This window comes from Bifidobacterium colobi, assembly GCF_018555455.1.
GTDB lineage: Bacteria > Actinomycetota > Actinomycetes > Actinomycetales > Bifidobacteriaceae > Bifidobacterium > Bifidobacterium colobi.
Window position 1 is genome coordinate 200806 of record NZ_JAFEJU010000002.1, and the last position, 22626, is coordinate 223431.

8 protein-coding genes are annotated in these 22626 nt (G+C 58.5%); 2 read left to right on the top strand and 6 right to left on the bottom strand.

The genetic code is table 11. The features are described from left to right. The 6 genes from JS530_RS10770 to JS530_RS03210 form a co-directional block, all read right to left on the bottom strand. Positions 1-1173, bottom strand: coding sequence for a PP2C family protein-serine/threonine phosphatase (locus tag JS530_RS10770; protein ID WP_240541063.1), 1173 nt, complete (start codon positions 1171-1173; stop codon positions 1-3). Next, positions 1170-3704, bottom strand: coding sequence for a transglutaminase TgpA family protein (locus JS530_RS03190; protein WP_214375773.1), 2535 nt, complete (start codon positions 3702-3704; stop codon positions 1170-1172). Before JS530_RS03190 ends, JS530_RS10770 begins: the two co-directional genes overlap by 4 nt. Continuing rightward, on the bottom strand, positions 3701-4927 hold the full coding sequence (locus JS530_RS03195; RefSeq protein ID WP_214375774.1) for a DUF58 domain-containing protein: 1227 nt from the start codon (positions 4925-4927) through the stop codon (positions 3701-3703). The genes JS530_RS03190 and JS530_RS03195 overlap by 4 nt, the downstream gene beginning before the upstream one ends. Before the next feature lie 15 nt (positions 4928-4942). Then, a complete protein-coding gene (locus tag JS530_RS03200; protein WP_214375775.1) occupies positions 4943-6523 on the bottom strand; it encodes an AAA family ATPase in 1581 nt (526 codons plus the stop codon). Positions 6524-6620: 97 nt separating this feature from the next. Next, the gene (locus JS530_RS03205; RefSeq protein ID WP_214375776.1) at positions 6621-12572 is read right to left on the bottom strand and encodes an Ig-like domain-containing protein; all 5952 of its coding nucleotides are present in this window, start codon (positions 12570-12572) and stop codon (positions 6621-6623) included. A 48-nt stretch (positions 12573-12620) separates the two neighbouring features. Continuing rightward, positions 12621-14033, bottom strand: coding sequence for a serine/threonine-protein kinase (locus tag JS530_RS03210; protein ID WP_214375777.1), 1413 nt, complete (start codon positions 14031-14033; stop codon positions 12621-12623). A 124-nt stretch (positions 14034-14157) separates the two neighbouring features. Here JS530_RS03210 and JS530_RS03215 point away from each other — a divergent pair, with 124 nt between their 5' ends. Both JS530_RS03215 and JS530_RS03220 read left to right on the top strand, forming a co-directional pair. Beyond that, positions 14158-18405, top strand: a complete 4248-nt coding sequence (locus JS530_RS03215) for a PD-(D/E)XK nuclease family protein (protein ID WP_214375778.1) — start codon at positions 14158-14160, stop codon at positions 18403-18405. Then, positions 18402-22454, top strand: coding sequence for an ATP-dependent DNA helicase (locus tag JS530_RS03220; RefSeq protein WP_214375779.1), 4053 nt, complete (start codon positions 18402-18404; stop codon positions 22452-22454). The genes JS530_RS03215 and JS530_RS03220 overlap by 4 nt, the downstream gene beginning before the upstream one ends. Positions 22455-22626 lie beyond the last annotated feature (172 nt).

A 22626-nucleotide genomic window follows, 5' to 3' on the forward strand; every position in this document is an offset into this window, starting at 1 on the left:
CTATGGCTGAATTGAACGGATTGTTCGTAGTGTTTGCAGAGTGGTATCTTCGATGGCTCCGATATCTTCGCCATCGCCGAGTCGGAACGCGCTGAATGCGTGTGATTCATGCTCCGGAGTTGGCATATCCACCACAATGACGGTGATATTGTCATGGCCTCCGGCTTGCAGTGCCGCTTGAACCAACGCGTCCACGGCAGCTCGAGGGCTGGCGTGAGCGGCGGCGATGCTGGCGATGAGATGGTCAGGCACTTCACTGTATAAACCATCAGAACAGATGATGTACCTGCCGGTCAGATCGGCAACATAAATATCGGGGGCAATGCCTTCGGGATCTCCAAGGCATTGGGTGATGATATTGCGCGGCACCAGAACCGCGGCTGCTTCAGGAGTCATAAGCCCTGAATCAATAGCTTCCTGGCGCTGCGAATGATCACGGGTGATGCGAGTCAGTGATGCGGGATCCCACACGGGAGTGTTCTGCGACGATGCAGAGGAGGAAGATGAAGATTCTTGGGATGCGGAGAACGCGTTCTTAGGGCTCAGGTGGTAGGTGCGGGAGTCGCCGATGTTCACCACATAGACTTGCTGCGATACGCAATACGAGTCGAACACCGTGGGACTGGTCGGGCTGAATGTTGCATCGGTGTCGCCGTCCTCGTCTGCAGCTGCATCAGTGCCATAGGAACCTGAACCATCCAATGTGGAATCGTCGATGGGGCCGTCGGATGATGCGGATGGGTCTGGGCCGGCAGTTGGGGTTTCGGCTATGTCGTATTGGCTAGGCGCGGCGGCTTCGGCGTTGCTGCCTGCGGGGTCAGTGCTGGCCGCGGCGCTGGTGTCAGCACTGCTGATGGTGGAGGGCTTGGCTGGCAGAATAAGGCCGGTGATGGTGGTGCCGGCCACCCCGCCGAGCTGTTGGCCCAGCTGCAGGACCTGCTGTTGGGCATCCTCCAGTGTTTCGCTGATGAGTTCGCGGTTGCGGTATTGCACGTTCGAGAGCTCAGCGAAACGGCGGACGGCAAGTTGACTTGCCTGTTCGCCGCCCATGCCACCGCCCATGCCATCGCACACCACATAGACTCCCTGATGAGTCAGGCCCGTATCCTGGTTGTTTTTGCGCTTGAGACCACAATCACTGGTCATCGCTATATGGATGGAACCTGTGGTCATGATGCTTTCCCCCTGCTGTGACGACGTGCAACCAGCTGAACCAACATGGTGCGCGGCTTCATTGTGCGCTTGTGAGCAAGTATACGCACATTTCGTAAGGAAAGTTGTGCTTTTATCCGTCTGAATCGTGGTAATGAGTTGAACATTGCCTTACGCAACGCGTCGACTTGTGCCCAATAATGGCTTGCTTGCTCGGATTCAATGCTTTGACCGGAGAATGTGGCGTAGTCGGCTTCACGGCTTAATTGATGCAACACATCGTGAGACGTGTTGAGCTCGCGTGCAATGCCATCAGCCTGATCGCGGCGGGTACCTTGTACGGATACGCCACATTGCGCGGCCAACGCGCAGACAGCATTCCAGCCGGAGGCTACACGAGTCTGTGGCGAGCCGTAACGGCGTGCTCTGGCCAACAGCAACGCTTTGAACGCCAGAATCAGTCCACAGATGATGAGCACGATCCATAGAGGGCTGCCGTAGAGCGCCACCGCTCGGGTCACACGCCAGAAGCGCAGCCAGAACAAGCTCGGTGGTTGGGCGTCGGCATCGGCGCCGGAAAGTGAGCTTTGACTCTTGGCTTGCGTCTGATCGCGCAGCGGATCGGTAAGCGGCACCGGAGGCTGACGGACCAGGGTTTGCGGATTCGGCGGTGCGAGATTCTGATTTTCGTCAGGAATCTTGGTTTCTTTAGGTGTTGGATAGAACGCCACCCAACCATAGCCTTGCAATTTGATTTCCACCCACGCGGTCACATCATTGCCGGTGAATTCGGTTTTGGTGGTATTGCCGGACATGGTTTTGGTGCGTGCGTCGGAAATATTGCCTTCCTTGTCTTTCGGCAGGAATCCCAACACCACGCGCGATGGCAGACCCAATTCGCGTGCCATCAGGGCCATGGCGGAAGCGTACTGTTCGGAATCGCCGACCATGGCGGTGCCAGCCAACAGTTTATCGATGCGATAGTTGCCGTGGCCTGCCTCAGATGGGTAATCGCCTTTCAAACCATGGGAGAACCAGCCGGAATCACGCAATGTGCTGGCCAAAGCTTCGGCTGCGGCACCACCTGATGATTGGCCGCCTGCAATGGAAGTGGCCAATTTGCTGGCTGAATCGGGAACATCCTGGGTTTGCGGTTGGCTAATCTGCGCGGCTTTGGCCTTGCTGATTTCCTTATCGCTGGGGATGGTGGGTACAATGCCGGATTCGGTGTAGGTCATGCCTTTGCGCGTGCCTGAAGAGAAGATAGCCGAATCAGTGTCGCTGTTGTAGTAGAAGGTGTTGGCGTCGTCGCGATGGGTGAACTGTACGCTTGAGGCCGCGCCTGCGAGAGGCAGCCACGTGTCGCTCAGCCCCTCATGCACGGTGAACTGTGCGGTGAACTCTTTACCCTGTGCGTTATTGGCGATAGTGGTGCCCACACGGCGGTAATTGGAGGAATCGGAAGCTTCGGATGCGTCGGAAAGATTCCATACCGAACCATCGAAACGATCCATCACCGCCAGCCTCACCGGAGTGCCGGCTGGCAGATTGGTGGCGGTCAGCAGCACATCATCCTTATGCTCTTTGATGTACGAGCGCATGCCGCTTAACGGGCTGGTGTAATCATAGGGGCTGATGGGCGGATCATAGTGATCGCGCAGAATCATACGGTTTTGCGCCACGAGAATGGTGCCGGCGAATGCCAGTGCGCAGGCGAGCACCACGATGATGATGGCGGACAGCCAGCGTCCCCATTCCATGAGACTCAGTCGCCAGGACAGCCACACGATAAGCAGTACGGCGAAGACGATGCCGCTGATTACGCGATACCAGCCGGTGTGCGTGCCGAGGAGCGCGCAGACGCTGATGCCCGTGGTAAGCGGTAGAACGCTTACCAGCGAAAGCCATGCGTTCTGATTGAGCGCGAACACTCCGGCGAGGAAGGTGAGCCACAGGCCGATGGTCCATACGGCCATGAGGCTGCCGTCGGCGGTACCGATGGGCGGCTCTATGGAAATCAGGTATTTGAACGAGCCGAACGTCATATCCCAGCCTTGACTCAGGGTATCGAGGCTCGGAATGATGTGTGTGATGGTGGTGGAGTTGAGTGTAATGACCGGGCCGATGATGAACTGGGAGACGACCAGAAACACGATCTGCCACCACAAGCGCATGGACCGTTGCATTCCAGCCAAGGCGATGAGTGCGCCAAGCAGTGTGGAGGTCACGGATGCGATGGCCCATGGCATGGGTGTGCCATAGACGTCGAGCAGATTGGCTTGGGCGATGAGCATCAGCAGTGCGATAACAACCAAGGTCGCGGCGTATTTCGCCCAAGGCTGCTGCGTGCCTTGAAGCTCACGTTTCATGCCGCCACGGGTCATCCAAATCACGGAATGCGTGGAATCGGCCCATGAGCCAGTGGTGGAGGCGCCGGTGAAGGTTGATGATGACGTGAGGTTACTTGCGTCTGGCGCCAGAGTCTCGCCTTCCGGCAGAGCTGAGACGGTTGGGCTATTCGGATGATGTGGATTGGGAAGACTGCTGGTCATGCGAGCACCCCCATGATGATGGGCAGGTCATTCAATTCGCCGACCGTGGCCAGCGTAAATGTATTGAATTGCTTGATGGAACGGTTGGAACCTGAGCTGGCTTGAATGACCACGCATCGCGCCGATTGCGGCAATGCTCTGGTCATACGTTTGATATGGTCGAGGTCTTTCAAGGAACCCACGGTAAAGAAGTAAAACGAGGCATCGGAATCATGCGCCAGCGTGTTCACTGAAAGGTTCGGATTATCTTCACGATCGGGGGCAATGCCGCTCGCGGAATCCAGCAGTTCCATGGGATTGCGCGGCGACGTATGCGTTGAACCGGCGTGGACCGTTACCGGGCGGTCTTGCATCAGACATTTGACGCCAATGGATGCGTGAATGGATACGGCCATTTCAAATTCCTCGGCGGAGGCGTAATCATCGGGATCTACGCCGATGGTCAGTGACGTATCGGTTCGCCGAGTGGCTTCGTATTGACGAATCATCAGAGAACCGGTTTTGGCGGTACTCAACCAGTGCACATTGCGCACATCATCGCCGGGCACATATTCGCGAAGGCCATAGAAATCGAGATCGTCATCGACGATCTGGCCGGAAGGTTGCCCTTCGAGATCGCGGGGCACGCCGGCGTTCAGCGTGTTCAGCCGTACGGTTTTCGGGTGAATGAACACGGTGATGCGTTCCGCGAGTTGTTTTTCATGGCGAATCAAACCGAACGGGTCGCCTTTGCGAATACGCAGGGGGCCGATATCCAGCACAGCTCGAGAGACGGTGCGGAAGGATAGTTCCGTGCGCTTGGACTGGCCGGGAGCGAGCATGGGGATGTTGAATCGTTCGTGGACGTCTCCAATGGGCAGGTCACCGCGTGCATTGGTGGTGGCGGTTTTGCCGGTGTTGTCGATGTCGACGGTCACATGCATGGAATCGCCCACCGTCACACGTCGGTTCGAGGTGCTGATGTGCGCGTCGAACCTGGTGTTGCCAAGCGAAAGAACGATGGCCGCCACAAGCATCACCGTTGCCATGATGCCGAATGTAAGCAGCTCATACCATCCCAAAACCGGGAACAGCGCCAGTGCGAGCACGGCTGCTGCGGCTACAGCCCAACCCCAGGGGGAAACGTAAGCGGTGAATGCGCGCTTGACGTGTCGAGCAAGACGCTTGAGCTTGCGCCCGTAGCGTCTGCTGAACTGTGATGTTGCAACGAATGGAGTAGCCATGGAATGTCAAGCCTTTCAGGCGCCAAGCGTTGGCGCTGGAACGTCTTCGAGAATCTGCGCGATCAGCATGTCGGCGGTGGTGCCGTCGAACGTGGCCTCCGGGGTGAGCAGAATACGGTGTGCCAGCACCGCCACGGCGAGATCCTTGACATCATCCGGCACCACATAGGCGCGACCGTCCGCTGCTGCCCAGATTCGTGCGCAGCGGGTCAGAGCCAGAGCGCCACGCATGGACGAGCCCACCTTGATGCGATCGTTGTGACGGGTTGCTTCGACGATACGCACAATGTATTCGCGAATCGAATCATCCACGTACACGTCGGATGCGGTTTTGCGCAGACGCAGTACATCGTCGCCACTCAGCACAGGGGAGACGGTTTGCGCACGATCGGTCACGTCCACCTGCTTGAGGATGTCTACGGAAACATCGTGGCTTGGGTAGCCGATGGATGTCTTGATGAGGAATCGATCCATCTGCGCTTCAGGCAGCGCATACGTGCCCAGCTGTTCGATAGGGTTCTGCGTGGCGATGACGATGAACGGTTGCGGCACGTCATGTGTCTTGCCGTCCACGGTGACTTTCTGCTCTTCCATGACCTCCAACAGTGCGGACTGTGTCTTTGGCGAAGCACGGTTGATCTCATCGGCCAGCACGATGGATGCGAAGATCGGGCCTGGACGGAACTCGAATTCCGTGCGCTTCTGATCGTAGAACGTCACGCCCACCACATCGGAGGGCAGGAGGTCCGGCGTGAACTGGATACGCTTGAAGCTGGTGGAAATGGAATTGGCGAGACCTCGTGCGAGCTGGGTTTTACCGGTACCCGGATTGTCTTCCAACAGCACATGGCCACCCACCATCAATGCGGTTACGCACTCCTTGATGGGTCGTGCCTTGCCGATGACCACGCGGGAGATGTTGGTGACCAGTGCATTGAACGCACGCTGGAATTCCTGGATTTCCGGCGTGGGCTGCGGCAGCATGCCAGGGTTCATGGTGCTTACGGGCTGCGCGGAACCGGTGTGCTCCTGCGGCAGCGCGACTGAAGGAGCGCCGGCTGCGGTTGTGGCGGCTGCGGTGGTCACTGTGGCAGTGGTCGTGGTGGCAGGCGTGATGGTTTGTGCAGCGGTTTGTGGTGCGGCCGCCGGATTGTATGAAGTGGCGTTGTGGAATTGGGATGCCGATGCTGATTGTGGCTGCTGAGCGCCGAATGATCCGGTAAACGAGGTGATGGGCTCGGTGCCAGGCTTGCTGGTGTTGGCGTGGCTGGGGGAGGTGGGGCGTGCCGGCAGAGAAATGTTGACCGGAGCCTTGGCTCCCTGCTGGTTGGACTTGGTTGTTGTGTGTTGCGCAGTGGACTGCGGCTCGGTCTTGGCGCTGGGCTTGTTGCTCTTCGGCGTCTGCTTATGCGGCTGCTTGTTCACGATGGTGCTGTCGGACAGTTTCGTGCTGTCGGACAGCTGGGTGGCATCCGAAATGTTGCTTGACAGCTGCGTGGCATCAGAGATTCCGGACGATAATTGCGTGGCGTCGGAAATGCCGGACAGTTGCGTAGCATCCGAGAGCTGCGTTTCGTCGTTGATGTTCTCGCTCATGTTCTCTCCTGTTGGTGTTGTGGTCTGTGTTGATTATTGATTGATTATTGATCGAATGTGGGAGGCTGGGTTATTGCCCAGCCTTGTCGTGGGCGTTTTATCTGGGCGTATTGGCAAGACCAAGTAGCCAAGGACTGCCGGACAGTGTGCTGACTTGCGCCGACGCTCGCAAGGACGCCGTATTGGCGGAGTCCGATGATGGGCGGGTGCCGCGAATCGTTCCGGCATAGTTCTGCGGGTCGTTGGTCAAGGCGGTATCAGTGCCAATCACTCTGACCTTCCAGTGGTAGGCACCGTCGCTGGCTACGGCCAATTTGCTCACATCAATGGGAGAGGGTTGTCCCGGAGTCCAGTCAAAGTCCTGTCCATTGATGGAGATGTAGATACGCGCACCTTGGCCGTACTGTTCCACTGCACCGCCTGAAACGATTACGGAGTTGGCATTATCACCCCACCGCAGTTCCGCTGGGTTGGTGACTTCAGCCTGTTTCTTATAGATATAGGGGTTGGCTGATCCACCGGTGGCGGGATTACTGGCAGTACCATTCAGTACCTGCTGTACTGATGCGTTGCCACATGTTGCCCAAGGCTTCATGGTGAAGGTCTTGGACGTGCCGCGCACTTCATCGCTGCCGATACCATCCACGGTGACCCTGAACGATTGTGCGAAGCCTTGCTTGCTCCAGCTCACCGTGCAGCTGTTCCCCGAACCCGAGGTTCTCACATTGGTCGGCGGTTGCACGTTGTATGTCGGAGTGAATTTCGCCTCCGCTGTTGCAGGAGAGGCATTGCGCTTGGGGTTCACCGTAGCCTTGGTGACGTACTCCTTGGTGTTGAGCGCGCTTTCCGGCACTTGGAAGGTGGTGGTGCCTCCCGAGCAGGCGACCGTATCGCTGGTGGCTCCGGAAATGCTGATGCTGGAGCATCCGGCATTGCGGTTGTTGCCCGCGCTCGCCGTTACCGTGATCGTGTCGGTGCCGTGATTGTCCATGGACAGGCTCGGTTTATCCGGATCGCCCCATACGTCGTCCGCATTGGAGGCTGCGGATTCGGCACCCCAGTTGACCTTGTTATGGGCCTTCACGGTGGCTGTCACTTTGGTGCCATCGTTGATGTCATTGTTAGCGAACTTGAATGATGCGCGGGTTCCAGCTCCGCCTGTCTCCTGCGTTTGTGGAGCCCCAACGCCGCTAATGGTGACTGAGTAGTTATCCACGGCGCTGAAGTCACCTTCCGGAGCGGACCATGTCACTACAGCCTGCTGATGGCCTCCTTCCACCGTCACCTTGGTGGGAGCGGAAGGCACCTTATCCGGCATGGCTTCCACGGCGGCGGACGGCTTGGACCAGCCCACCTCGTTCTGCGCGGTGACGGTGAAGGAATAGGTCTTGCCGTTCGTCAATCCAGTGATTTGGCATGTGGTCACCGCGCCGCAGGATTTCTCGCTTGTGGCGGCACCGGTCCAATGCACTTTGTAATCGGTGATGGGACTACCGTTGGCGGAGCCGGCCGTCCAGCTGAGGTTGACCGCACCATCCTGCGGCTCTCCTGCCACGGGGGAGAGCAACGGGGCTTCAGGCTTATCGATTACGGAAACGGTAACGGTTCCGGTAACCTCGCGCTCCTTGGTCTTGGTGCCGTCTTGCACGGTGACCAGTACGGTGTTCGAGGATGCGCCGATATCGGATGCGGCGGCCACGGTGATATTGCCGTTTGACCCGCAGCTGGTCACCGACAGCTTGGAAGCATCATCGGTGCGGCAGCTCACAGCAGTAAGCGGCTTATCCGGGAACGGGTTGTAGGCGTCGGCCAGAATATTGACCGACTCACTCGAGCCCGCCTTGATTTTCAGCGTCTTATTACTGACTCGTGCCAACGAGCGCGTGGAAACGGTGACGCGGACTGTAACACCGGCATTTACCGTGCCCTTGCTGTATTTGATGGATATTGGCACGGACGTTGTAGTGCCTGGGGCGGCATCGACGTTTGCGGACACCTTCAATGAGCCGGATGATGACAGGCTCGTGCTGATGGGGCCTGACGATGAACCACCCGAATACGTGTACTGTTTCTCATCTTCATACAGGCCGCTCGGTGCATGTGTGAGCGCGGTCAGATCAACGGTTTTCGCATCAGCGCCGGCCTCCACATCAATGGTGGGGGAGGAGAACGTCGGTGCGGGAACGTCACGTCCAATGATGGTGATCTGCAAGGTGAGCACTGCGGAGTTGATGATCTTCGTCTTATCGGAGCCTGGTTTGCCATCCACCGCGGTAAAGGTGATGGACGCCGGGCCTGCATAATCCTTGCCTGCAGTGAACTTCAACGTGGTGTCGTTCACATAGAAGTCGGTGTTCGAGGCCTTGGTGGCGCTTATCGAGTCCGCACTCTCGATATGCGGTTCCTTGCCGGCACCCACACGCACGTAATCATTGATGTTGATTTGAATGGTTTCGCGTGCATTGACCTTCAGCTCAGGAGCCTTGGGGCGCAGGCTCGGCGGGAATACGCCATAAGCCGGCACCTGAATGAAGGCGGTGGACGTGATGTTGTACTTCGTGTTCGTCACCGTGTACGGTACGGCGCGCGCCTGAGAGGTCAAATCCACCGTGATGGTGGTGGACTTGTCGCCACCCTTGACGTGTGCATGATCGGTGGCGGAAGGATGCACGGCGACCTTCAGCTCATCGGAAGTACCTGACGGGTTCGCGATCCACTGGGAAACATCCACATCCACGGATTTCTTATCGATGGTCGCGGCGGAAGGCACACGATAGTCGTATGCCGTCGGTGGCTCGATCGGCGCATTCGGATCCACATTCACGCTGAGCGTGGCGGTATCGGTGAGCCCGGCCTTGTCGCGCACCGTGTAGGCAATATAAGCGGTGGTGGCGTTTGCCGGCGTGGTGAAGGCGATCATATTATCCTTCACGCTGACCCCGCTAATGCCTTGGGCTTCCACGTTTTTGGTTACCGTCAGATCGGTGTTGTCGCCTGAGATATCGTTTTGCGCCACGGGCACGGTAGCTGCGGTATTAGGCCGCAGTGTGATTTCATCATCGCGAGCGTAGACACCGGAGTCGGAGGCGCCTTGGAACACGCCCACGCGAATCTGAGCCTGTGCACGCTGACCGGTCCAATCCTCCACGGCATACGAGAATGTGTCGGTGCCGGACGAATCCGGATATGCCTCGTAGACCAAGTAGTCGGATCCGACTTCGGAGATACGGCCCAGCGAGGGTGCTTTATTGCCGAGGCCCAGCAGCTGGTCGTCGTCGCCATCGGTGTCGATGCCGGTCAGCGTGATGGGAATGCGGACCTTTTGGCCGGCTGCCACCTGCGCTTCGGTGTTGTGCGGGGTCGGCGGCGCCTTGCTTTCGGCATCGCTCTTATGCACCGTGATGGTGATGGTGGCCGAAGCCACATTGCCCAGATTGTCTTGAACCGTGTATGTGATGGGGAAGACGCCCGCCTCCTGCGGAGCCTGATAACGTACGGTATCCGCGGAAACGAAGGCGAGACCCTTGAACGTTTTCTTATCGTATTGCAGATTGTCCTTGAGTTTCACCGTGGTGCCGTCGGAGTAATCGACATGGTCAAGCACATCAATGGAAACAATGCCACCGGTACGGACTTGGGTGTTGATATTGCTGGCCTTCGGAGCGGAACTCGAGGTAGTCAAAGCCGGTGGCTGCAGCACGATGGTACCGGTGGACGCGCCGGCCGCATTGGCCACCGTATAGGTGATGGGCGTCGGCTTGGTGGGGATTTGGCGTGCGGTGATATATACGCGCTTATGGCTCACCAGACCGACCTTGATGCCGGAGTCGGCCGCCGCGGTCACGGTGGTGACGGACAGTACGCCGCCCATCGGATCGACATCATTGGTCAGGGGCTCCACAATCGCAGTGTTATCGGCGCCGAGCAATGCCACATCATTGGCGGCAATCGGCTTGGCTGCCTCGCCGGCGACCGGCTGCACCTCCACACGGGCCAGACCAGTGGCCGGAATCGAACCTTGGGTGATCGTGTACGGCACATAGTAGGTGCCAGGATTGGCTGCCTTGAACGAGATGGACATGTCCGCCGCGTTCGTTGTAGTGCTGGCTCCATTCGGCGTATCCACTTGGCTGAGTTGCGCCGGCTGAGTGGAGGTGCCATGCACGTAAGGGGTCAAAGCAATCACGGTATCGGTATTCGGCGTGGTGGTTTTCGCCACAGGGTCGATCACCGCAGCCAATGTATTGGCTGGTTTCACCGAGAAATACACCATGCCGGTGCCGGTATCCGTGCCATCAGACACGGTCACTTCCACGCCAACACGGCCTGAGGCCTGAGCGCCGGTGTTGAACGTGAGCTGACCGTCTGCGCGGGTGGACACCTGCACCTGATCGCTGTTCTGCGGTGTGGCGGAAACCAGTGTGAGCGGGTCGCCGTCCGGATCGGTGAAGCTGCCGAGTGCGTTGGCGGTGTAGCTTGCACCCTGCTCTACGCTGATTTCCGGAGGAACATCGGATTGCGTCGGCGCATGGTTGCCCGCACCGGTGAGCGTCACCGTAACCGTGGCGCTGGAGGTCTGGCCGCGGCCGTCGGAAATATCATAGGAGAATGTTGCTGTTCCGGCGGAGGCGGAGGACGCGTTCAATTGCAGATACCGGCCGTCATAAATCGGCGCGACAGTCACATTGGCGCCGTTGACCGCACCCACTTTAGTGATGCTCAACACCGAGCAGTCGGTTTGCTCATCGTTGCGCAGCACGTCAAGAATCTGTTCGGAGCCGGCGCGGGCGCCGAATTGATCATCCTCGGCTTGAATCTGACCGGACTGGGCGGAGCAGGTTTTCGAGAAATCATGATGATTGTTGGCGGAGTCGTTGTTGTTCTGCTCCTGCTCGGTCTGCTGCGTCTGAATGGTGTTCCATTGGATTTTGATGACCTTGGTGTCCTTGTCCGGATTCCATACGTTACCGTTGGTCACATCATTCAACACCACCAGTCGATGGTTGGTGCGGAATACCAACTCTGAGGTGGCGTTGACGGATTCCAGAGTCTGGAAATCCTGTTGTGATGCTTTGGCTGAGCAGACGCGAATATAGTTGCTGGCTTTCTGACTCCATGCCGCATACACGCAATCATTGGTGGAGACAGGCTGGGCTGCGTCTCCCTTGCCGCCGGTGGCGAGGAATTGCGCGGCACTGTTCGACTTGAGTTGTACTATGGCAAGACCGCGTGGTGAGGCGGCCGCAACCCATCCGCTTTGCTTGCCGTCGGTGGATGGCGCCTGCAACGTCAACGTGCCAGTGGTATCCACCTTGACCTGACCGTCCTTGAACATCACCGTATTGCCGGATGCGATGACCGGCATATCGCCAATGATGGTAAAGCTTTCAGCGTTGACCTGTTTGCCATCGGTCAGTGATTGCAATTCCTGGGGTTTGGAGTCGCCGTTGGCCAAGTGCAATACCATGCCATCGGAAGGACGGTATCCATACACATCACCGGTATTGGTCACGGCGATGCGGCCGCCAGAGCCCAGTTTCATCTGCGGGCTGGCGGTGGTGGGTGCCAGAGCGTCAAGCTGATCGGATGGTCCCGCCCACACATTGCCGGTTTTCTCATTGAGGAACGCAATGGTGTCGCCTCCCTCAACGGCGGTGGTGTTGGCTTTTACGTCGGTTTTGGCGTCGGCGCTTACGGTGGAGGCTTTGATGGAGGTTGCCCGGCTTGGTTCGGTGAGCACGGTGCTGCCGTTGTGCTGCGTGATATCAAAACGAGGAGCGGCGGAGGAAATGCCGGCATCCGCCTCCTGATTCTTGACGTTGAATCGGGCGGCTTTCTGATGATTTAGCGAAGTGACCCACACTGTGCCGTCATCGAGCTGCACGTGGCGTCTGGTCACGCTGCTGACAATCACGGCTCCGGCAATGATCATCAAGATGGCGAGGAGCGTGACCACGGGCATGAGCCATGTTCGATTGCGAGACGGCAGAAAATGCCGCGCCATAGCGACTAACTGGCGCCGACGTGATGACTCAGATGGCTTCACCATGATTATTCCTTCGGACTTCCCTCGTTCCTGCACCCTAGCTTAGCCGGATTACGGCTTTGCGGCGCAGGCAATGGCCGGACTGGTGGACATTTGCCGGTCTTCTCGCACTATGGAGACCTGAATACAGGTCTGCGAACCATCCTGAGCGTTGACGGAAACGGATGTTTCCTTCGTGGTAGTGGTCTGCGCATTCTGATCGACGGCGTTTGACTGCACCAGCGACCACGCATAGCTATCGCCCTTGAGCGGATCAGGATTCGTCCAGGTGAAGGTTACGGACGAGCCATCCAACGAGTACTGTCCGGTGAGGTTTTCCGGAGCGGGCACTTGACTGTTGGCGGTGTCGGTAATGGAATCATCCGCATTGTTCTTGTCCCGGTTGGCTTCATCGACGCCTGCAGCATCCACATGCGTGGCATCGGAAGTGGAAGACGTATCCATATTCGGCAGTACGGCGAAAGCGAACACCGAGGCGACCACCGCGATTACAGCCACTACCGCGGTGGTAATCGCCACAGGCTTCACCCATTTGCGCTGCGCTTGCTGCGGTTGGGGAACGCCCGGTTCATTGGCCCGCCGACGCATGAAATCCTTGGGATATGGCGCTACCTCATCCGCCACCACAGGAGTGATATGCCCATACTGTTCCTGCTGCACGCGTTGCATGGCGCGCGCGAACTCCAATGCCGAGTAATAGCGTTGATCCGGATCCTTGGCCAACGCCTTGGCCAGAATCGACTCCACCTTTGCAGGAACATCCGGCCTGCCGATACGCGGCAATGGCTGGTTGATAATGAGATTCGCCAGCTCGGATTGCGTATGCGGATGATATTCATGCTGGTACGGAGAACAGCCGACCAGCAAGGCATACAGCGTGGCCGCCAGCGAATAGATGTCTGCGGTTTCCGAACCGTTGCTGCGCCCCTCAAGTACCTCAGGCGGTGCCCATGGCAAGGAGAAACCGGTGGCGCGGCGCTCGTAAATATCGGTGGAGATGCCAAAATCGCCAAGAACCGGCAGCCCCTGTGCGGTAATGAGAATATTGCTGGGCTTGATGTCGTGGTGAATGATGTTGTTGCGATGCGCGGAATACAAGGCGCCGGCGAGTTTGATGCCGAGATCCAATACCTGTTCGCAGGTCATGGACCGGGCTTTCATAATGCTGTTATAGGTGCCGCCGGGCGCATATTCGATCACCATGTAGCCATGGCCATCTGTAGTGGTTCCTGCGTTATATACCGAAAGAATGTAGGGGTTCGCGGACAGCTTGGCCATGAAATTCGCCTCACGGTTGAATCCGGCGGCAGCACGCGGATCAAGCGTGGTATTGCTGACCTTTACAGCCACAGGGCGCTGAGGCATGCGCTGGTTGTAGAGGAAGACCGTGGCCGCGGCGCCCGCTCCCAATCGCTGCACGAAATCATAGCCGGACAGCTTCGGCGGTGTGATGGTAGCAGGCATGGCAATCCTCCCTTGGGGCTTATGCGAAACACGCATTGGTTTCTTCCGCTATTGCCAGCATAAGGGCAGTATTGACGCAGGGAATAATTTTTCCCTCATGAAAAACGTGGCTTAGTCTTGAACCATGAACGAACAGATGAATCCCACATGGCTGCTGGACGGCATTGAACGCGACGGTGCGTCAAGGCTGGTGATTGGTGTGCCAGGGGCGGGGAAAACCGAATATGCGCTTTCGGTGCTGCTGGAAGGTTTGCATCGATATGGCGGATCGCACGCGGTAATGACCGTATCGGGCCGAATCGCGGCCGATCAGCTGGGCAATCGTGTGATTCGTGAGCGCGGCTTCTCCACTCAGGCAAGACCGGTGACCACGTTAGGTGCGGTTGCCTTCCGCGTGATTGCCGCGTCCCGAGCGGAATCAGGCTTGCCGGAACCTCGTCTGCTCAATGGCGCTGAGCAGGATGCTCTGCTGCGGCAGGTACTGGCAGCGCATATGGCTCATGCCGTTGCCGGAGATGAGTGTGCGACGTGCCTGCTGTTGCGTGAGTACTTCGCGCAGGCTCAATGGGCTTCATTGATTACGGATTCCAGTAATGCCGTGGCTGGTGGCTCCACCAGTGCCGAGGTCCTGGCGAGGGGGATTTCGGATGCGTTCATCAGCCAGTTGAGGGATATGCTCGCCCGATTGGATGAACTTGGCGTCGGACCGCGTGAGGAGCCATCCCTGCTGGACGCGGTCCGATCGGACGCGCGACTGCTGGTGCAATGGCGATTGGCCTTTGCTCTGCGAGCCGAATACATCCATGCGCAAGCCGAAGCGTACCCGGAACAATACCGACTGGACGCATCGTATCTGCTCGTTGCTGGCGCGCGTGAAGTGAAGGAGATTCGTGAACGCCGGCTGGGGCGCACAAGCGAGGATCTGCCGCGTTCGTCCCGTTCCGATGCGGGAGTTGAATCGGAGCAATCGGTTGTTCCACGGCTCATTGTGGTGGATGACGTGCAAGACATTACGTTGGCGGGCATGCGTTTCCTTGAGGAATTGCATGAATCCGGCACGGCCATCGTGCTGGTGGGCAATCCCGATGAGGCTGTGCAGACGTTCCGTGGATCATACCCTGAATATCTCATGCACCGCGCGGTCACAGGCCAATTGCATGCCGTAGTGGTTCCTGTGGAAGCTCAGGCTGCGAGCACACCGCACCCGGTGGGGGAGCCGAATTACGCGCAGGTGGTGGCCTCACGCGTGTCCCTGTCCATCCCCTCCGAGGAAGAGGAGGATTTGCCTCTTACCAAACGTCCGGGCAAACTGACGCAAGCCTTGAACGCCGGTGCCGGGGATTACTCCGATGATCAGTCGCTATTGACGGGATTGTACCGGTCGGCGCGTGAAGAACTGGATGACGTGGTATGGCGCATCAAGCGCGCTCATCTTGATCATCATGTTCGCTGGAATGATATGGCGATCATCGCGCACGACAACGCCACCGTACGTACCTTTGGCGAGCGTCTCCGCCGCGATGGTGTGCCGGTTCGCTATTCGTCGGTCACAAGGCCGTTGAAAGACGAGCCGTTCGTCCAAGGATTGTTCGCGCTTGTGGAACTCGCTCGACTGCGTGTGGAGGGGCTGGCGCAATGCCAGATGACGCTGGCGCAAATAGCCGCCTATGTTCGGGCGCGAGTGAGAACCCTGATGAACGGCCCGCTGATCACCACGGGCAATAAGCCCGGCCAAGGCAGGCCGGCGCGTCTAGCTCCCATCGACTCCGCTATGGATGCCTTGGAATCGCTGGCATCCGTGGCTGGTGGCGAAGGCGCGTTATCCACATTGGTTGACGGATGGCATGCACTGCGCAACTCCGCAGTTTCCGTTGATGAGCCATCGCCGACCGCTGATGAGGCGGACGATCCGGTTGCAGATACGTCTGATGCGACCGATACTGCACAACATCATGGCGGGCCAGGGATCGCCTCAGTGATTGCCGTTGACGACACCATGATGGATCGAACGTCGCGTAACGATCTCGCATTCGGCATCGACGCACTCTACGTCATGCTGGCCCTGGACGATGACACGGCTCCGGCCCAGCAGGTGCTTGCTTCAGTGAACGCCGTCCTGGGCAATGACCCTCAGGCTCGCGCATTCGTGAATCTATGGAATCTCGTGGATCGAATCGGTGTCGCCATGCGCTCGCTGCCTCAAGATCAGCGGAATACGCCAGCCAATGCGCTGTCCGTCGCGTGGCAGGCTGCAGGCGTGGCCGCACCATGGCAGAAAGTGGCGTTGACGAACACGCCGGATGGTCGTGCCGCCAACGACAGGCTGGATGCAGCCATGCGATTGTTCCAATTCGCAGAGGATTCAACAGCCAGTGCCACTATCACCGGGTTCATAGCCCAGGTGCGCAACATGCAGGTGCAGGCGGACTCTCTGGCGCATGTTGGACCAGTCGAAGACGCGGTGAGCCTCACCACGCCGGCAGGTGCAGTCGGCAGACACTGGCCATACGTGTGGATTCCCGCAATCGAGCAGGATGGTTGGCCGAATCTCGCCAGCCGCAACACCATGTTCGGCGGCGAGGAGCTTGCGGAGCTCGTATTACGCGGAACGCTGGCCGGTACAGACGCACACGGCCACGACCCGCGATATATGGCCGTGCTTTCCAGTGAGAAGAAAAGCTTCCTTGTCTCGCTCACTAGAGCATCCAAACGCGTGTTCGTCAGTGCGGTATGGAGCGATGACACCAGTCCCTCGGATTTCCTCTTTGGATATCTTCCGGAACGGTATCTTAGAGACGTCAAGAAAGCGGTATTCACCACAGTGGGTTATAGCGCCAAAGCCGTCGAAGCGGGTGAATCCGTTAATGATAACGAACTCTACGCCGGATTGGACAGCAATCCGCGCGACTTGGTAGCTGCTGCCCGCGTCATGCTCGCCGAAACCTCAGATGCCAACAGCCGGCAGCAGGATGCGGCGGCCGCTTTGGGCATACTCACCGCTCATGGAATCGAGGCGGCGGATCCCGAGAACTGGGCGTTTACGCAATGCAGTAAGCAGTCGGACGAAGTGGAGGCAAGCCCACGGCAGTCGCAACAACAACGTGAGCAACAGCGGCAACAATCGGATAGCAAACCGGTGGTCACGCTCTCTCCCTCGGCGGTGGATGGACTGTGGGCCTGCCCGGTGTGCTGGATGCTGGAACATCAATTCGCCGGCCCGCAGCCGGGTTCGGTGAACGCCGGATTCGGCACGCTGATTCACGCCGTTGCCCAACAAGGCAGCGAAGAGCATCTGGACCGGCTTGACACCGATGCTCATGTATTGCAGTCGTTGGGTTTGGACGACGCTTCCAGCAAGCCGCAACGCGTCCAAGCGGTCCGCGACAGGCTCATGGCCATCTATCAGGAGCAACGGCCCGATCCGAATGCCATAGCGGATGTGCGCGAACGGTATCAGGCTCTGCGCAAGGATGAGGCTGCCACAGACATGCTGCAAAACATCGCCAGTTACTTTGTGATGTCTGCGGACGAATCCTACCTCGGCAAGAACTTCGGCAAATTCAACATCGGCACATTGCAGGACGTGGATTGCGAATTGCAATTCTCGGCACGATTCGATATCAACGATATCCTCGCTGCATACAATGCCTTGCCGGGAATGAATACCATTGACCGCAGCACCTTGCTGGAGCTCATGGGAGTACTGGTACAAGGCTGGCCCGAAGGCATGAGCGAAGACCTGACAGTGCGTCTTTCCGGCCGCATGGACCGTGTGGAACAACGCGTATTGGCTGACGGTAGCAGCAATATTCGTCTCATCGACTATAAAACCGGTGCATTGCCGAACGGCAAACAGGTGTTCAATGATCTTCAGCTCGTGTGCTATCAGCTCGGTCTGGTGTTCCCGGAACACGGCCCGCGTGGCGCGGCTGCACTCCGAAAAGCGCCGAACATAGGGCAAAGCGAACTGTTCCACGTTGCCGAGAAAGAGACTCCCGCGGACAATCACGCGCCGGAAGGGGCCTTCCAGCCGCCGTTGTTCGTTGATGGAAGCCTCAACGCCGAACCGTTCACCCAGCGGTTCTGGTTCTCGACCGCAGACAAGTTCCTCGATTTGCCGGGGATATTACCAGAGCAACAGCCGGATAACGTGAGTGACGAAGCATGGCAACAGTTCCTGAGTCTGGCCGGCACCCAAGCCATGTGGTCGCTCACCATGATCGCGCGCGTATTCTATGCCGCTGCAGCCAGCCGCTCGGCAACACTGGATGCGCATCCACAATCCGCCCACGTAGAACACTGCCGTATGAAGAACGTTTGCCCGGCCTGCGCAGGTCAGGTGGACACCGTATTTGAAACGAGGCAAGCATGAGCGATTTCACGCCAAGCCCTGAACAGGCTGTCATCATCGACGCCCCGGCACAAGACGATGTGCTGGTGGTTGCCGGCGCCGGCTCAGGCAAAACCTTCACCATGACCCAACGCATCATCGCGCTGATTCAACGCGGTGTTGCCCCCGAACGCATTCTTGGCCTCACCTTCACGCGCAAAGCCGCGGGGGAGCTGCTCGACCGCGTGTCGGCGGCGGTCGGTGGCGCTAGCGGTCGAGACGGCCAAAGCAGCCAAGGCAATCAAGGCAACCAAAGCGGGCAGAACGCTCAAAACAATCAGGATGCATCTCATGCCAGCGAGACGCTTGCCGCGAAGGCCGCCGGCGACAAGACCATCGCCTCATCATGGGACCATGCCTTTCTGAAGCCGGCAATCTTCACCTATGACGCATTCTTCCAAACGCTGGTGAAACAATACGGCTTGCTGGTGGGATTCGACCAGAATACGCAGCCGCTCAGCGAAGCCAGCGCCCTGCAGCTTGCCATCGATGTCATCGATGAGCATATGGATCAGGTATCCGGCCAAGGTTTCGGCGCACTCAACACGGTGGCCAGAGATGTCATCGACTTATCCGCATCGATCGGTAACGCCATGATCGGGTCCGGGTGCACGGATTTCGAAACGGCGATGGATCGCGTGCATCAATGGGATGCCGCATTCATCGACGTGCTGCAGCGGAATCTCGAAGGGGAAACCATTCCCGAGGAGGAGCCGAAGATCTCCAGTATCACGAGGAGGAAAAAAGACACTGACGCCACTTGGCAGGCCAAGCTGGATAAACGAGCCGCACAATTGCGCGCCTTATGCGTGTACCGGTGCGCCGAACTGCTGGCGGCAACGCGCAAACGCGAAGTGCTGCTGCAATTGGTGCGTGCCTATGTGCAGGCCAAGCGGGAACAGAATATGGCGGAATTCTCGGATTTCACCATCGCCGCATACCAGCTCATTGAACGGTTCCCATCCATCGGAGAGCAGACCCGCCGCCGATACAGTCATGTGCTGTTGGACGAATATCAAGACACCTCCACCACACAGGCGGCCCTCATCGCCGCACTGTTCCACCCGGATGACACCCATCGATGCGCAGTCAATGCCGTAGGCGATCCGTTCCAATCCATTTACGCTTGGCGTGGTGCCAGCCCGGGCGCGTTCCGCATGTTCCAGCACGACTTCCACATGCCGACCGATTCCAAGCCATTCCCACTCTCCGTTACCAGACGCAACAGTCGGATTGTGCTCGAAGCGGCGAACGATCTGACCTTGCCGTTGCGCTCCCGCCCGGCGCGCCCATCCAGTTCACTGATGCGCGAAGTCGACGTTTCCTCACTGAGCGCCTTAGATAACGCCCCGGAAGGCACCCTCGGCGTGCTCGGATTCGAAACCGGCGGTCAGGAAATCGACGCGGTGGTGCGTTTCTGCAAGCAAGCAGTCAAGAAATACCGTACGAAAGATGGCAATCCTGCTCACGTGGCCATACTGTTCCGTGGAAAAACACGTATGCCGCTCTATCAGGAGGCACTCGAACAGGCGGGACTCACCACATTCGTAGTGGGGTATTCCGCACTGCTGGAACGTCCTGAAGTCCGCGACATCATGGCATTGCTGCATGTGGTGTCTGATCGTACGGATACCGCATCGTTGATGCGCCTGCTGGCCACGCCACGATTCAACCTTTCCTCGGATGATCTGACCGCTCTGGCATCACTAGCCGAAGAACTCAACGCGCAACAACGGTTCAGAGCGTTGGTGGAAGCCGGACTCGTGCCCGCCGACACCCCAGTTTCGCAGCAGGCGGCCGTGGTGCGCGAGCATCGCGACCAGGTGGCCAATGCGGTATTCGTTCCTGATCTGCTCGCGCACGATAATCTGCCCACCTATCTCAACAGGTTGAGCGAACATGGGCGGCAAGGCGTCATGCAAGCCGCACGCGCGGCTCAACAAGTGCAGCATGCCATTGGGCGCCCGCTGGCTGAAGTGATTCGTACGGCCATCGAGGCTCTGGACCTCGACATTGATACCGTGGTGGCGCACGCCGTGCGGGGAGCGGGGCACGTTGATCCCACCATCGCTCGCATGCCCGTGAACTCCATCGTTGACCTGGTCGATACCTATACGCAAGAGCTCGATGCCGATCAAACGCCCACATTGCGCGGATTCATAGCATGGGCCGACTATTTGAACGATGTCAAAGATGAGGCTGCCAACCTGCCGGACGCTCCGGTGGATGTGGAACTCATGAGCGTGCACCAATCCAAAGGTCTGGAATGGGACGCCGTGGCTGTTGTAGGCATGACCCAAGGCGGATTCCCCAGCAATCAAGGCGACCATCTCTCAGTAACCCTTGAGGAAGGCCATGAGGGAGGCATGGAACAAGGCCAATGGCAAGCCCCCGAATACCATGAGAAGGCCCGCTCCTGGCTTATGAATCCCACCGCCGTACCAGTGCCAATGCGAGCTGATGCCGGCATATTGCCGCGTTTCCCGCACGATGCCGATGTGGATGCCGACCCTATTGCCACGTTGCAGACACTGGAAGGCATAGAACTCATCGACGATGAGGTATTCGGCTCCATGCGCGATTACGGCGATGGCGTGGAAGACGCCGACCGCAGCGGCTGGTATTTGACACAATCGGAGGAATACGGACGCAGACTGCATGCCGATGAACGTCGTTTGGCCTACGTGGCATTGACCCGCGCTCGCAAAGACGCATTATTGACCTACAGCACGTACGCCAACGAGTCCAGCCGCGATCCATCCATGGTGATCAAAGGCGCTAAGAAAGCCTCGCCCTCCAACTTCTGGCTGGAAGTCCATGATGCCCTGCACGCGCATCCGCACGTAGTGAGTGCGGAACAATGCGTCGACCAGTTGGCGGACACTGTGGCGCTCGTCACTCAGGATGGCGCCCACATTGCACCGCCCCAAGGATTCTTCGTAGGAGATGCGGCCGGCGAATACGGTGAAGTCGTGGTCGCTGACGCATGGCGTACGCCATTGGAACAGCAGACTGAAACCATCAACGGCCTGATGTGGCCGGCGAATCTCAGTCCGGCACTGCACGAACGTCTGAACCAAGGCCTTCCAGCCGTTCGCGCGGCCATCGCCAAGGCGGAACAGACCGTGGCAGCCGGTGGAGAAACCTCAGTACTCATATGCGGACCGATCTCCCAGCGGGCGCAGCTGCTGGCCGACGACGCCGATCTGATGAGCGGCAGTGCGAGCGGGAACGCAGACTCCCTTGACGAGACAGTGAAAGCCAAAGCGCAGCGCATTCTCGCCGCCGGCAGACAGAACGTCACCAGTTTGCAGGCACGAGTCGGTGGCATGAGCGAACGTGAGGAACGAGACTACTGGCGCTATGTGGTCCGCCCCGTGCCGCGCATCTCCTCGCCGGCGGCACAGGAAGGCACCCGCTTCCACGACTGGGCGGAACGTTTCGTGAACGCCGGCAATCCATACGAACAACTCCAGCAGGAGCTGGCAATCGAATCCGGCCAGTACACAGGCCAATACGATGGTCAGTTCGCCGGTCAGAATCCAGGTTCGGACGCGAACCAGAACGCCGATCAATACCGTGGCGTACCAGTACCGGAGGAAGGCAGCCTGCCGCTCTGGGCCGAACGACTCGCCCAATCCCATTGGGCTGAACGTACGCCGCTCTGGGCCGAGCGCTCGATAGTGGTGGATGTGCCGTCGGTCGGCATCGTCAACGGCAAGCTTGACGCGGTATTCGCCGGCGGGTTGGATCCGGAAGACACTGCAAAGCAGTTCACTGTGGTCGACTGGAAAACCGGCAAACGCCCCACCAAGCCGGAAGACATCGAACATAAACTCGCGCAGTTGGATATGTACCGTCTGCTGCTTTCCGTGGTGCAGGACGTGCCGCTGGAAAGTATCGACGCGACCCTCTACTATGTCAGTGAGCCTCAAGCAGGCTTGCGTGAGCTCCACGCCCACGCAAAAACCAAACAGGAAATCCTTACCGAGTTGAGCTCCGGAATCCCTGAACAATCTGACAACGACTAGGCGGCAAACGCCTATGACACAATGCCGGAATGAGGTCAGCAAGCGCCAGCAGACGCTGGCCGCTTGCCGAAGCCGCAACCACAACGGCATTGGTCCGCGGGAGAAACGCACCGCGTGACGTTGCTCAGGGGCCGCTACCCTCGGAAGGCGCGTGTGGGCGGGCGCACGTGCC